The organism is Mucilaginibacter sp. 22184 (assembly GCF_052045695.1).
In the GTDB taxonomy this organism is placed as follows: Bacteria; Bacteroidota; Bacteroidia; order Sphingobacteriales; family Sphingobacteriaceae; genus Mucilaginibacter.
This window is the reverse complement of record NZ_JBQEPI010000010.1, coordinates 149,164-163,372: the sequence shown is the minus strand read 5'-3', so window position 1 is coordinate 163,372 and position 14,209 is coordinate 149,164. Positions and strand designations below refer to the sequence as shown.

Annotated in this window: 12 protein-coding genes; 4 read left to right on the top strand and 8 right to left on the bottom strand. The window is 34.9% G+C overall.

From position 1 onward, the window contains the following. Nucleotides 1–47 precede the first annotated feature (47 nt). The 3 genes from fcl to ACTJKG_RS22105 form a co-directional block, all read right to left on the bottom strand. A complete protein-coding gene (fcl, locus tag ACTJKG_RS22115; RefSeq protein ID WP_172336413.1) occupies nt 48–977 on the bottom strand; it encodes a GDP-L-fucose synthase in 930 nt (309 codons plus the stop codon). A 5-nt stretch (nt 978–982) separates the two neighbouring features. Beyond that, complete coding sequence (gmd, locus tag ACTJKG_RS22110) at nt 983–2,098, bottom strand: GDP-mannose 4,6-dehydratase (RefSeq protein WP_440740435.1); 1,116 nt, start codon at nt 2,096–2,098, stop codon at nt 983–985. Nucleotides 2,099–2,239: 141 nt separating this feature from the next. Continuing rightward, nucleotides 2,240–3,490, bottom strand: coding sequence for a WcaI family glycosyltransferase (locus ACTJKG_RS22105; RefSeq protein ID WP_440740434.1), 1,251 nt, complete (start codon nt 3,488–3,490; stop codon nt 2,240–2,242). 641 nt (nt 3,491–4,131) lie between these two features. Between ACTJKG_RS22105 and ACTJKG_RS22100 the strand changes: the two genes are divergently transcribed. The 4 genes from ACTJKG_RS22100 (at nt 4,132) to ACTJKG_RS22085 (ending at nt 9,867) form a co-directional block, all read left to right on the top strand. Then, on the top strand, nt 4,132–5,457 hold the full coding sequence (locus ACTJKG_RS22100) for an MBOAT family O-acyltransferase (protein ID WP_440740433.1): 1,326 nt from the start codon (nt 4,132–4,134) through the stop codon (nt 5,455–5,457). A gap of 3 nt (nt 5,458–5,460) precedes the next feature. Beyond that, nucleotides 5,461–6,375, top strand: a complete 915-nt coding sequence (locus tag ACTJKG_RS22095; RefSeq protein ID WP_440740432.1) for a hypothetical protein — start codon at nt 5,461–5,463, stop codon at nt 6,373–6,375. A 146-nt stretch (nt 6,376–6,521) separates the two neighbouring features. Continuing rightward, a complete protein-coding gene (locus ACTJKG_RS22090; protein WP_440740431.1) occupies nt 6,522–8,510 on the top strand; it encodes a right-handed parallel beta-helix repeat-containing protein in 1,989 nt (662 codons plus the stop codon). 256 nt (nt 8,511–8,766) lie between these two features. Beyond that, a complete protein-coding gene (locus ACTJKG_RS22085) occupies nt 8,767–9,867 on the top strand; it encodes an acyltransferase family protein (RefSeq protein ID WP_440740430.1) in 1,101 nt (366 codons plus the stop codon). 85 nt (nt 9,868–9,952) lie between these two features. Here ACTJKG_RS22085 and ACTJKG_RS22080 read toward each other — a convergent pair whose 3' ends face one another. Genes ACTJKG_RS22080 through ACTJKG_RS22060 form a run of 5 tightly spaced genes read right to left on the bottom strand, consistent with a single transcriptional unit; the run spans nt 9,953 to nt 14,201 of the window. Then, entirely contained in the window at nt 9,953–11,101 is a 1,149-nt protein-coding gene (locus ACTJKG_RS22080) for a glycosyltransferase (RefSeq protein ID WP_440740429.1), read from the bottom strand. After that, on the bottom strand, nt 11,089–11,664 hold the full coding sequence (locus ACTJKG_RS22075; RefSeq protein ID WP_172336421.1) for a WcaF family extracellular polysaccharide biosynthesis acetyltransferase: 576 nt from the start codon (nt 11,662–11,664) through the stop codon (nt 11,089–11,091). Before ACTJKG_RS22075 ends, ACTJKG_RS22080 begins: the two co-directional genes overlap by 13 nt. Continuing rightward, nucleotides 11,625–12,863 (bottom strand): O-antigen ligase family protein, encoded by a 1,239-nt coding sequence (locus ACTJKG_RS22070; protein ID WP_172336422.1) that lies wholly within the window; start codon nt 12,861–12,863, stop codon nt 11,625–11,627. Before ACTJKG_RS22070 ends, ACTJKG_RS22075 begins: the two co-directional genes overlap by 40 nt. After that, nucleotides 12,856–13,605: a glycosyltransferase family 2 protein gene (locus ACTJKG_RS22065; RefSeq protein ID WP_172336423.1), complete on the bottom strand. Its 750-nt coding sequence runs from the start codon at nt 13,603–13,605 to the stop codon at nt 12,856–12,858. Before ACTJKG_RS22065 ends, ACTJKG_RS22070 begins: the two co-directional genes overlap by 8 nt. Continuing rightward, nucleotides 13,602–14,201, bottom strand: a complete 600-nt coding sequence (locus ACTJKG_RS22060; RefSeq protein ID WP_440740428.1) for an acyltransferase — start codon at nt 14,199–14,201, stop codon at nt 13,602–13,604. The genes ACTJKG_RS22065 and ACTJKG_RS22060 overlap by 4 nt, the downstream gene beginning before the upstream one ends. Nucleotides 14,202–14,209: the final 8 nt, after the last annotated feature.

Here is a 14,209-nt window from a genome sequence, read left to right as displayed (position 1 = left end):
TTTATTTGATTGTAATAGTAATACTAACTCAAATAAATAACAAAACATTAATTATTTTTTGTCAAATAATCTTTATAAGCTAAAGCTATTCCTTCTTCTAATTCAATTTTATGTTTCCACCCCTTGCTGTGTAATTTTGTTACATCCATCAACTTACGCGGAGTTCCATCTGGTTTTGAGGTATCAAAAGATATATTACCTTCATAACCTACTATTTTTTTGATGAGGAGTGCCAAATCTTTAATAGAAAGATCCTCTCCTGTACCAATATTCACCAAACCTTGCTCGTCGTAATTCTGCATCAGGTAAAAGCAAGCCTCTGCCAGGTCGTCTGCAAATAAAAACTCTCGCTTTGGCGATCCTGTTCCCCAGATAACCACTTCGGGTAATTGTTGATTTTTGGCCTCGTCAAATCTGCGTATAAGAGCCGGTAATACATGTGAATTTTGCGGGTGATAATTATCATTATATCCGTAAAGATTTGTAGGCATTACCGATATAAAATTACATCCGTATTGATCTCTGTATGCATCGCACATTTTTATACCAGCAATTTTGGCAATTGCATAGGGCTCATTAGTTGGCTCAAGCAGCCCGGTAAGCAGATATTCTTCCTTTAATGGTTGGGGAGCAAGTTTAGGATAAATACAACTTGACCCTAGGAACATCAGTTTTTTTACTCCGTTTAGGTACGAATTATGGATAACATTGTTTTGTATCTGCAGGTTTTCGTACAAGAAATCGGCCCGGTAGGTATTATTAGCTACAATACCACCAACTTTGGCAGCTGCTAAAAACACATAGTCGGGTTTTTCGCTTGCAAAAAAAGCAGCAACCTCCTGTTGATCCCGTAAATCAAGATCAGCAGAATTGCGGGTAATAATATTGGAGAAACCTTCTTTGAGTAATTTGCGATGTATGGCCGACCCAACCATTCCTTTATGGCCGGCTATATATATTTTGGAAGCTTTATCCATTACAATTATTCAAACTGGTTTTTAATAACATAACCTGAATCTTTTAGTAATTTTTCTCTTTGGAAAAGTTCCACATCCGATGCAACCATTTCTTTTACTAAGCCTTGCAGGTCATATTTAGGCTTCCAGCCCAATTTGGTTTTTGATTTGGTTGGATCACCTATAAGCAGATCAACCTCGGTAGGTCTGAAATACTTCTCATCAACGGCAACCACTTCCTTACCAATTTCAATTTGAAAATCAGGGTTTGAGCAGCTTACCACATATCCTTTTTCATCCACGCCTTCTCCCTTAAATTCAACAGCAATACCTACTTCAGCAAATGCTAATCTTACAAATTCACGCACCCGGGTAGTTACACCTGTGGCTATAACATAATCTTCAGGAGCATCTTGTTGCAGGATCAGATACATAGCCTCCACGTAATCTTTAGCATGTCCCCAATCTCTTTGCGCATCAAGATTACCTAAGAATAATTTATCTTGTAACCCCATGGCTATTTTAGCTGTTGCGCGTGTAATTTTACGCGTTACGAATGTTTCGCCGCGCAAAGGGCTTTCATGGTTAAACAATATACCATTACATGCATAAATGCCGTAAGCTTCGCGATAGTTTACGGTGATCCAGTAGGCATACATTTTGGCAACTGCGTATGGCGAGCGCGGGTAAAAAGGAGTAGTTTCTGATTGCGGAACAGCTTGTACCAAACCATATAGCTCTGATGTAGATGCCTGATAGATTTTAGTTTTCTTTTCTAAACCTAAAATGCGGATCGCTTCTAATAAACGCAATGTGCCTATACCATCGGCATTAGCGGTATATTCTGGCGTATCAAAGCTTACCTTAACGTGTGACATGGCTCCTAAATTGTAGATTTCATCAGGCTGTACCTGTTGAATAATACGTATCAGGTTGGTTGAATCACTTAAATCACCATAATGCAAGATCAATTTAAGTTCAGAATCATGCGGATCCTGATATAAATGATCAATTCTGTCGGTATTAAACAATGAGCTACGACGTTTGATACCATGAACCTCATAGCCTTTTGATAGCAGCAATTCTGTTAAATAGGCTCCGTCCTGTCCGGTTATACCTGTAATAAGTGCAATTTTCTTCATAGAGTTAATATAGCAGTGGCTTAATTGTAAGCGTTAACAGCATTTATATTGAAAAGTTTTTAAATTTTACAATTAGTATATTTACCAATAAAAACATTGCAATATAACAACAAAATTACTATTTTATTGAAATATTTACAATTACAGGCATTTTAATTGTTTTGTAAGGCTATTCATTACATTATCGATATTCAGGTATTTTAAAGCGTAATCGCGGGCATTATTCCTTTTTGTTTCTATATCGCTTTCTGTATTTATCTTCTGAATGGCGTCGGCCAAAAGTTCGTCATTACCAGGTTCAACAACATAGCCCACATTATAATTATTAACAACATTGTATAATGACGTACCGCGGGCAGAAGTGATCAAGCTCACACCACCAACAGCCAATATGGTTGTAAGTTTTGACGGCATTACCAAATCGCTTGCTTCGCTCTTTTGTAATATCAGGTGCACATCCGCCATATTTAAGAACTCATTAAATACCTCTTTCTCCTGCACCGGTAAAAACTGAATATTTGTTAGTTTATTCTGGGTGGCTATCTCAACCAATTTCTCTTTGTATGGCCCCGATCCGCAAATAATAAATTTGATGTCTGGGGAATTTTGCAATAATCCGGCAACGTTTAGTATAATTTCAAGTCCTTGTTTTTCGCCTATGGCACCAGAGTAAAGGCAAACTGTATCGCTTTCCTTATACCCCCACTTCTCTTTTAATAAGTGCCTTGATGGTAAAGGGTAAAATAATGAGGTATCCACCCAATTAGGAAAAAACAAAACATCTTTATCAATTTTGGCTCTGATTTTATTGAGCATACCTTCAGAAATGCTGCTCACATAGTCGGCTTTTAATAATATTTTCTTCTCGACCTTAAATATCCAGTTAAATAACCTTTTACTTGAGATCATATTAAGGTCCTGCGCAGCCTCTATTTGAAGATCCTGAATATGATATAATAGTTTACCTCCATTAAATTTTCTAAGTAGCAAACCTAAATATGCCAAATGGAAGGGAGGGGCGATGGTAATGATAAGATCATATTTTTTCCTGTTTAAAATAAGCTGAAAAATCTTCCATAGCATCGAGCTCCAAAAGGAAAAATCCTGAATGATCCTTTTCTTACCTGTTGGATCGGCGGGTACGTAAGAAGGACAACGATAAATAGTTAGAGTAGAATTACTTTCCGGGTATGCAACAACTTCTTTTTTATACCACACGTTTTTATAAGGTGGTTGAACTTTCCAATATGGATAATAAGGAAAGGTAGTTACTACAGTACAATTATAACCTTCCCGGGCTAACCAATCCATCATCTCACCATTGTATCTTCCAATACCAGTAGGCTCGGGGGAAAAATTATGACTAATGAGAAGAATGTTTTTTTTATCCATATATTATTTTGAAACAGTGTAAAATTAGCAAAAGCCAGTGCAGTGCAACCAGCTATTACTGATAATGAGTATTTAATTTATGGTTAGATTTATGATTGCAAGCTGCTTTTAAAGGTTAAAAAAATACCAATATTTATTAAAATAATTGGCCCATTTGCTATGTTAAAACCCACATGTTAATTATTAAATAATATGGCTAAAAGCATTATTTTTTTCAATTCATAACCACTTTTGATAAAAATTTTAAAAAAAAATGATTTTTATTTTACAAAATAAACATTTTAGATGCATTTTTACACCATAAAAAAAAGAAAATTTAATTGACTTAATTTTTGTAATTGTTTAAAATCTTAACGCTTATTAATTCAATACTAAACTTCTTTCTTCAAGAAAAAAAAATCCTTATGGAGGATCTGGTTTCCATGAAAAATTATATTTTGTTGAGCTTACAGTTTAATACTACCGCCAACTCAAATAAATGACACAAACAATTTAACTCTAGCCCCCTATAGATAAATTTCATTATGCTATTCAACTCCTTACATTTTGTATACTTTTTCATAGTTGTAACAACATTATACTTTATAATTCCGCACAAATTAAGATGGTTTTTGCTACTAATAGCCAGCTGCTATTTTTACATGGCATTTTTACCCATTTACATCTTAATATTAGGGTTCACCATTGTTATAGACTACTTTGCAGGTATATACATTGAATTATCGTCAGGAAAAAAAAGGAAATTATTTCTGATATGTAGTTTGGTAGCCAATATAGGCGTACTGTGTATTTTTAAATACTACAATTTTTTAAATGATAATCTGTCCTTGTTGTTAAATGATCTTGGCTATGTAAACCACATTCCAAATCTTTCCATTTTACTACCTATCGGCCTTTCATTCCATACATTCCAGGCAATGAGTTACACCATTGAAGTATATCGGGGTAACCAAAAGGCCGAAAGAAATTTTGGCATTTATTCATTGTATGTAATGTTTTATCCGCAGCTAGTAGCAGGTCCTATAGAAAGACCGCAAAACATATTACATCAGTTTTATGAAAAGCACAAATTTAGTTATGATAATGTAACGAATGGCTTAAAACTTATGACCTGGGGATTTTTTAAAAAGATTGTTATCAGTGACCGTTTGGCCGACCTGGTTAACCAGGCATACAGCGATCCTCACCGTTACCAGGGTTTTCCGCTTATTTTATCAACCATCTTTTTTGCTTTTCAAATTTATTGCGATTTTTCAGGGTATTCAGATATAGCGATAGGAGCAGCCAGGGTGATGGGATTTGATTTAATGAGAAACTTTAACAAACCATATTCAGCAAAATCAATAGTTGAATTCTGGCAAAGATGGCATATCTCACTTTCTACCTGGTTCAGAGACTACCTTTATATTCCATTGGGCGGCAGCAGGGTAAAAATGAGCCGACGTTACCTTAATTTGTTAATTACCTTTTTAATTAGCGGTTTATGGCATGGGGCTAACTGGACGTATATTGTTTGGGGAGGTTTAAACGGGGTTTATCAGATCATTGATATTTCAACAAAAAAATTCAGAGGTAAAATAGAAAGTATCGTATCATCAGGACTTAAGCCAGCTTATTCGATCTTGTGCCAACTGGTTACCTTTCTGCTTATTTGTACAACATGGGTATTTTTCAGGGCCAGAAGCGTTCAGGATGGCTGGTATATAGTAAGCCATTTTATCACCTCTGTTCACGGAACTACCGCTTTATATCTATCAGCAAAAAACATGATGGATATTCTTTTTGCATTGATTGCCTTATTCATTTTGTTTGGAGTTGAATATTTGCAGAAAAATCTGTCTTTGGTTGATTTCATAAATAGGAAATCTCCGGCTATCCGATGGGGATTTTACTATGGCCTTGTACTGATCATATTTTTGCTCGGAAAATTTGAGGGCAATCAGCAATTTATTTATTTCCAGTTTTAGATTATGAAAAAATTTTTCATCAAAGCTATTCTCTTTAGCTTATTAATCATAGTATCTCTTGTTGCAATTGTAATGTTGGTTAGCCCCCTAGTACGGGCGCATAATGATTATGTAGCAGCAACAATTGATAAAGAAAACAGGCTTCATTCCCTGCCTTCCCCCAAAATTATTTTTGTTGGAGGATCAAACCTGGCGTTTGGTATAAACAGCAATACCATCAGCAAAAAATTCAATTATCCGGTTGTTAATATGAGCCTGCATGGGGGCTTAGGGTTGTCATATATGCTTAATGAAGCGTTAGATGGGGTCAAGAAATCAGACATTGTACTTTTATCAACAGAGTATTACCTTGATAAACCGGAGCTAAAATTGCTTACCCAATTAATGGATGCCAATCCAAACGCTAAAAAATACATTACACTTAAGCCCGAAGAACTGATACCTTTTTATATTAGTGATTTACAAAGATGTATCACCAGCTCTGTAAAAGTAATAGGAAAACAGTTTTCGGATAATATTTATATAAGAAATGGCTTTACTGTTGAAGGCGATCTTGTTTCCCATTTAAATAAAAAAAATGTTCCATTAGTTCCTCCAAGGTTAAGGGAAATAGATTATACGGATGATCTGCAATTAATAAACACTTTTATTGAGACTGCAGAAAGCAAAGGAGCTACAGTATATTACCTATTTCCAACCTATCAGCAATCTACTTTTACATTAAACAAAAAGGCGGTTAATGATTTTGCAACCCTATTCCATAAAAAGTTAAAATGCCCTATTTTAAATACGCCTGATACTTTTGTTTATAACGATAGCCTTTACTTCAATTCAGAATATCACCTGAATAAACAAGGGAGAGAAATAAGAACACAAAAATTAATAGAAATATTGGGCAAAAACATTTTAACAAAATAACCGTTTAAGATATAGTCTGTCACCTGACGTGTAATAACATCAATTTATCTTGCCTGCTTCAAGACAAATGAAGAACATAATAAATAAATATTTGTTATGGTAAAAAACTAAATTATTTGTCGATCCTAATTTACTTTGTGTACACTATGAAAAAGTTATTAAACTGCAGGGCTCTGTTGATACTGGTTATATTAATTCAATTTTGTTGGCTACCTGTAAGGGCCCTTGACATTTATGTAAGCAGTGCCGGAAATGATACCTGGGACGGGAAAAATGCTGTTCATAATAACAATTCCGGTCCATTAGCAACTTTACAAAGGGCTTTTTTTATCGCAATTAAGAGCGATCCCCAATTAGCAAATGGAGAAGCTATTAATATATTCATTATGGATAGCAAATATCTAATTGCAAGTCCTGTTAAGTTAACAGCTGTAAATCAATCTTATTTTATACATACATTAACCATTAAGCCCTATAAAATTCCAGCGGTAACGCTTACCGGCTCAATAGCGTTTAATGATATAAGCACATCAAAGCTTCCGCTAAATAATATAAAATTTGATGAGGTTTTTACCGATAATTCTCTTAAAAATTATGTACGCAGTCCCAAAACATCTTTTTTTACCTTAACAAACTTTGAGACCAAGAAGACAGGAACAGGAATATATGATAACAAGCAGTTGTTTTATTATGACCCGGAGCAAGTAAGTAAATCTATTGGGCTTGCTGATTTAAAAAGCGGGCATTTTGGAATAATTATTTATGCCAACTGGACATATTGCTACAGAAAGGTAGATAGCATCAATTTTAAAACACATGTATTATATACTACCGGGCTTAATAATAGTGATTACTCACCCTGGAAAAAAGGGGTAAGATTCAAACTAATTAGTCTTTCATCTGCTTCTGTAGCAAATGCGGATGCCTCTGTATTGTCGCAGTACTTTAATGTATCACCTAACAGCAGTCAGGTATATATTCCTGTTAATGACCGGATATTTGATATAACAGGTTCTGCTTTAAATAAAATAAAGAATATCCGTTTTGAAAATATAACCTTTGAGCATTTTGGTTACAGATATACAGACAGAAGCATAGATCCCAACCCCTCTGCTTTTACTGAAGATGCAGCTATAATGATAAATTTTACAGACAACGTTGCTTTTAATAAATGCACGTTTAAAGGGATAGGTAAAAATGCTATCTGGTATTATAAATCTAATAACAATGTATCCGTTACCAATTGCATTTTTAGTAATATGGGCGCCGGATCTGTTAAAGTTGGAAGCCCTGGCTCGGGCAATGACACCAAGATATTGAATAACAAAGTTAATATCGACAACAACAAAATCACCAACAGTGGTCTGGTTGTGCCAGCTGCTAATCCAATTTTTGTTGTTAACGGCAATAACATCAGCATTAGCAACAATAGCGTTAATAGAGCAGAATACTCTGCCATTGGAATAGGCTGGGGATATGGCACCATTCCAAATATCCTCAATAATGTAACGATAAGTAAAAATAGGGTTGAAAATATTGGAACCGGTTTATTAGATGACCTGGGGGGTATTTATACTTTAGGAATGATGGAAAATGTTGTTATATCAAATAACATAGTAAGAAATCTTAAGTTTAACAGCTATGGTTCCTGGGGAATATACATTGACCAGGGGTCTAAAAACATTACAGTAACCAACAATATTGTTGATCATTGCCAATCGGCTGGCTATATGCAAAACAGATGTCAGAACATAACCGTAACCAATAATATATTTGCAAATAATACAGGCGGTCAGGTTCAGTTTGGAAACTTTAAAGACAATATCTCTTTAAAATTTGCCAATAATGTTTTGTACCAGGAAAACAACAATCCCACAAATATAAATTGGAGTTCTTCTTTTATTCAAAGTGATTACAATACGTATTTAACTCAAAACAAATCAGGCGCTCAATTAAATAAACTTAGCAGAGCAGCTACCGCAACTACCGCTGCCGCTTCAAATGCCATAAGCACCGATAAAGATTTGCATTCAAAACGGCAACAAGTTTCATCCCGAATAAATATATCATCGTTAAACACCGACAGGGCAAATAGCTTCAAACAAATCGATACAACAAAAGTAGGTTTCCAATAATAAAACTGCAGCAAAGGGCTTATTCACTTGTTTATGGGGAGTTTTGAAAATCAAATTTTCAAAACTCCCCATTATGAACCCATCTAATTATTTCCAATTTCATAATAATCTTCAACTTCATTAATTGATGTCGATTTTTCCCTATTTTCGGCTGGCTAATAGGCTGGAGCGAGAATCATATCCTGACTTTATCAGGCTAAGAACCTCTATATCGTTTTAATCTAACTCAGTTTAATTAAAAAAAACAACAAATTATATGGGAAACCCAATACCTAAACTTCAATATATAAAAAGTTTTGACTGTTTAAGAGGATTTGCAATCGTATTGGTTATGCTTCTGCACGGCAATCACGTTTTTTTTAAAGGGGGCTGGATCGGGGTTGATCTATTTTTTGTACTCAGTGGGTATCTTATTACATCATTACTTCAAAACGAGTACTCCACATTTGGGAACATTTCATTTTCGAAATTTTATATACGAAGAGCATTAAGGCTTTTCCCTCCTCTATTAATTTGTATACTTATAGCCAATATCCTATGGGGCTATACCAAATTCGATCCGGGAGCTAACCGAATAGTAGCCACCTTTGCAGGCTTATTTTATTTTACCAATTTCCTGATACGTAGTGTACCCGGTAACATGGCTCATTTATGGTCTTTATCTGTCGAAGAACACTTCTATTTCTTTTGGCCTATATTCGCCCTGCTTTTTGTATTCAAAAGGCCTTTCCGTGGTCGAATTAATTTTATGGTGACCTTACTTGTTATCGTAACCATTCTCAGGATACTGGCTTTCCATCAAAACCATCATTTTCATCTGATAACAATTGATGCTTACAGGTTCACCGTTTGCAGGATCGACAGCATTTTATTGGGTTCTTTGTTGGCTTTTATACCAGCAGAGATTCAAAGTGAAGATATTAACACGAAAAACAAGACGAACATAACTTTACTGATCATATTCCTTTTTCTGGCCTTCGCTTTTATCTTGTTGAAAGTCGATAAAGACGATGTTTATCTGAATAACGGTGGATTTATACTCACCAATATACTATGTGTAGGTACCGTATGGCTTGCTATTAAGAAACAACATCATGCTATTTTCAGCAGCAAGGTGCTCTCCTGGATCGGAAAGCGATCTTACGGAATTTATGCCTACCATCTACCTATCTTTTTGGCCTCAGATTCACTCATAGATCCTAAAAGCATAGTTAGCATAGTAACTGTAAATGTAGCACGGATTGCTATTTCTTTTGGTTTAGCAGCCTTATCCTTCAAGTACGTTGAAACGCCGATTTTAAAACTTAAGAATCGTTACCAGGTAAAGAAAGCAGAATCAGTTCCCGCAACTAATTGAGTTAATTGAATACGATTATATAAACAGATTTACTTACCGTATCCTAAATATGTAGATCGGTTTGCGGGAATGCTATTGTTTGTAATTAAGCGTATCGCTTTATCAAATCAAAAAAATCATTCCATCCTGTTTCATAATCAGGCAGGTACGAATCAAAGCTTGTAGTATGGTTTATATTATCTAATAATGCCTTAGCCCAAGCATCTTCATCGGTAAGCGTTATCATTTGCAAGCCATTATAATCAGGCAAAACCTCTGATACAAAAGAAAGATCGGATGCTAATATCTTCTTTCCAAAAAATGCGGCTTCAATCAATGGCAAACCAAACGTTTCAATATAACTTGGAAACAGGATCAATTTTGACTTTTGATAGTACGCCATCGCCTCGTCATAAGAAACGTGCCCTGTAAACAAAAAATACTTTTCCAGGCCTCTTTGCTTAATGATTTGATATATGCCGCTTGTGTTTACATCAAGTGTAAAAATAATTTTCCAGGTACTAAGTAATCGTTCTTCTGCAGGGGCGATCTCTAAAAGCCGGCTTAAAACATTTACAATAAATAAGTGATTCTTGTAAGGATATTCGGTAGCTGGAAAATATATATAATTCAAATCGGACTGATGAGCGTCGCTATCTTTCAAAAAATGAATCCGGTTTTGAAACGAGGAAATATCAGGTTTGATGATATGAATCTGATCATCCTTAATATGAAAAGTATCCACTAAGGCTTGTTTAACCCATTTAACCTGTGCTATAAAAATTGAATTATCGTTATATGACCATTTCATTATTTTTCGGAAAATGGTTTTATATATCCACAGTTTGGTTTCGCTCTTTTTCCAGATATTCCATCGCTTGGGATAAACCGGAATTGGATTATGATAATATATTAATTGGTTTTTATTGTTGAAGAAAAACCCGATGCTTTGCAGAGACACAAAAAGTGAGACATTCAGATGCTTTTCTTTGATCCATTTTCGTAAACCAGACACTTCCCATTTTATTCGATCAACAATATTGTTAACGGGTAAATGTACTATCTGTATTGACTCCGGTATGTCCCTGGCCTCTAGCACAACCCCATCACATACAAATAAGTAAAAATCAAAATCTTTAAAATCGTTTTGTTTAAGGATCAATTGATTAAAAAACTGTAAAAGTATAGTACGCGCGCCTCCATTTTTAAGAGATACTGCATTTACAATAATATTTTTTTTTATTACGCTCCCCATCTGTTCCCTTTTATTAAAGCCGGATTACCCTTATAAATAACATTAGATTCGGTTGTACTGGTTACTACCCCACCTGCTGCAATGACCGTATTGCTACCTATAGTGACACCAGGGCCAACAAATGCAGAAGCCCCTACCCAACATCCATCATTTAAAATAATGGGCTGATTGCGGTAATCCATGCTTGGTTTTCGATAGTCATGATTTCCGGTACACAAAAACGCACGCTGGGATATGCATACGTCATTACCAATGGTAATTGGTACCAGGTTTAATAAATAAACTTCTTCCCCAATCCAAACATCATTGCCTATAGTCAGATGCCATGGCATGTGGATGTTGACCCGTGGTTTAATAACGATATTATTTCCCATTTTAGCACCAAATAGCTTGAGTAAAAATCTTTTAAAACTATAAGGATACGGAAGAGCGCTCAAAAAAAACATCACTTTGATAATATACCATATTGATTCTTTTAAAACCCCGGCCCCTCTAACATACCCGGCACTCGGATTGAACTCCCTTAACTTAACCTGATGTTGAGCGTTTTCTTCGAAATCCATGACGTAACTATTTGATTGAAATCGTCGACAGAATAATTGACGATCCTGTTAAAATAATATAGAAAAACAAAGAAGTACATTTCGGGCGAAAAGTAGTTTCCTTCTCTAAACAATTTATATATGAAATAAATTAGCAACGCTCTTGATATGATGCTGCTAAACAAATTTTTATTTGAATAATCCTTGATCAGGAAGAGCAGCACAAAAACAATTCCGGTTATACCAAGTTCTGATAGAATTCTTAAAAATAAAGAGTTAGCATCATCGGCGTTAAGATTGGCTAAATTACTTCCTTTATCAATAAAGGTTTCCTGGCCGGGAAGTTTTGAAATGTACAATTTATGACTCTCGGGGTGCGAGCCTAAACCGGCCCCAAAAACAGGGTTATTTTGAAAAACCTGTTCGGTAACAAACATATTAGATATTAAGGCGTATGTACTTAAATTAGCTCCCTCAACATCATTAGAAACATAGGATTGTGTGGTATCATCAACCCTTAATCTAAAATCATCAACAAATACATACGCAAGCGTTACTGATAGGTATATGATCAGAAAGATAAATAGATTACGAAAAGCAAATTTATTTTCCTGGTATAAAAATAAGGAAACAAATATGCCAAGGTAACCAACAGAAGAGAAGGTAAGTATCAGCGAAAAGAGTATCACGTAAAATTTAATAGAATTAACCTTTTTATTCTTCATCAATATAAAGAATGCCGGGAGCACAATACCCGCAAAGTGAGCCGGTTCGGCCATTATGCTATGTAACCTGTATGAACGCTCACCCAATAAGCCAAAGATCACTACAAACAATATTATTCCCAGAATACTAACCCAATAGGCGTATTGTAAATAGGTTTTAATTACCACTAAAAACCATCCGTTTTGCGAAAAGTACCTGATAAAATTGTAAAAATACAACGAAACGAAGGTTATACCTATTAGCTGAAAGTAGCCTTTTGTTGGACTGTTATATAAAAACACTATCGAAAATATGCACGATAGAAAAAGAAAGCCAAAAATATAACCAAAGTATTGAGGGAATTTTAAGTTCCCTTGCTGAAAAATAAGCAGTGCGAAATTTATTGGTAGAATAAAATAGAATAATTTAAGATCGACACCGTTGCCTCTGCCATATAATGCCAAAGCCTCGCTAAAAACACATAAAAGTGTACTATGCAATAAGTATTTATTCATAATTACGTACAGTTTTACGATAAAAATACTTTAACCTGGCTATTAAATCGTCAATAAAACAACTTAAAAACCTTACTCCTCCTGATGTATTTTTGGCTTTAAAAGTTTCTTTAAAGACCCTTGCACTTGCTGTACTGATACCACCATATCCCATTTTTGCATTGACTTTATCAAGGAATTTAGCTTTTAAATTATGTTTTGCACGTAAAAGCAATTCATAATCACCTGCTATTTTATAGCTGTCATTAAAAATCCCATATTTTTCAAAATACAATTTATGATGCAGTGCACCAACATGTGCCAAATTCATATATTTTTTAAAAACATTCCATGTCCACTCGCCACCTAAAGTTTTTAAAACTTCACCCTTATTATTCAGCAAGACATTTTTTGATGAAATAAAATCAATTCCTTCTAACTTGTTCTGAATAATAAATTCGTGGTATGATTGTAAACAATCAGGTAATAACTGATCATCAGAACCCACAAACATAATCCAGTTTCCCGAGGCTAATTTTAATCCTTTATTCCACGCATCATAAACTCCTTTATCAGGTTCTGAAACTGTATGCGCAATATGCGAGGAAAATTTTCCAACTTCACTTAGCGTTGAATCTTTAGAATTACCGTCTACTATGATTATTTCATAATTCTGGTATGTTTGGTCTACAACACTTTGCAAACAATGCCCAATTACATCTTCAGAGTTATACGTTGCTATTATAATTGAAAACTCTATCATAAACTATCCGGTTTTATACTGGGGTTGCTGATCCCTCTTATAAATTTTGCAGGATTTCCCCCCCAAATTTCAAACGAGGGTATGTTTTTTGTAACTACGGAGCCTGCTGCAATTATACTCTGCTCTCCAATTTCAACCCCTTTTAACACAATTGACCCCGTTCCTATAAACACACCTTTTCTAATAACTATTTTTGCCGAAACCACATTTTCCTGGTCAAGATGGGTTCTTCGTATAGCATAATCAAGGCAATGAAAGTCATTATCCAGTATCTGGCACCCTCCGCCTATTATAACATCGTCTTCGATGGTGATCTTTTCACGTGCATAAAGCAAAGCATTAGAAATGCCCACATTATTCCCTATTTCAATAACGGCATTTTGATTTACACATAAATAAGTGCTCGATGATAGCCCAACAGGATTACTCCATTTATTGGAGTTAATTAAAACATTTTTCCCAAAATAAATTTTGCCTTTAAAGCCCTTAATACCAATAAACCCAACAATAGTTGGAAAACCCGCATATTCTGCCTTAATTAAATTAAGAATCAAATAATTCCAGATGTATGATATATAGTATAAAAGCTTATTCACTTATGTAA

Bases quoted from the DNA above. Each gene is read 5' to 3' on its own strand.
- fcl (WP_172336413.1), bottom strand. From the start codon at position 977: ATGGATAAAGCTTCCAAAATATATATAGCCGGCCATAAAGGAATGGTT.
- gmd (WP_440740435.1), bottom strand. From the start codon at position 2,098: ATGAAGAAAATTGCACTTATTACAGGTATAACCGGACAGGACGGAGCC.
- ACTJKG_RS22105 (WP_440740434.1), bottom strand. From the start codon at position 3,490: ATGGATAAAAAAAACATTCTTCTCATTAGTCATAATTTTTCCCCCGAG.
- ACTJKG_RS22100 (WP_440740433.1), top strand. From the start codon at position 4,132: ATGGCATTTTTACCCATTTACATCTTAATATTAGGGTTCACCATTGTT.
- ACTJKG_RS22095 (WP_440740432.1), top strand. From the start codon at position 5,461: ATGAAAAAATTTTTCATCAAAGCTATTCTCTTTAGCTTATTAATCATA.
- ACTJKG_RS22090 (WP_440740431.1), top strand. From the start codon at position 6,522: ATGAAAAAGTTATTAAACTGCAGGGCTCTGTTGATACTGGTTATATTA.
- ACTJKG_RS22085 (WP_440740430.1), top strand. From the start codon at position 8,767: ATGGGAAACCCAATACCTAAACTTCAATATATAAAAAGTTTTGACTGT.
- ACTJKG_RS22080 (WP_440740429.1), bottom strand. From the start codon at position 11,101: ATGGGGAGCGTAATAAAAAAAAATATTATTGTAAATGCAGTATCTCTT.
- ACTJKG_RS22075 (WP_172336421.1), bottom strand. From the start codon at position 11,664: ATGGATTTCGAAGAAAACGCTCAACATCAGGTTAAGTTAAGGGAGTTC.
- ACTJKG_RS22070 (WP_172336422.1), bottom strand. From the start codon at position 12,863: ATGAATAAATACTTATTGCATAGTACACTTTTATGTGTTTTTAGCGAG.
- ACTJKG_RS22065 (WP_172336423.1), bottom strand. From the start codon at position 13,605: ATGATAGAGTTTTCAATTATAATAGCAACGTATAACTCTGAAGATGTA.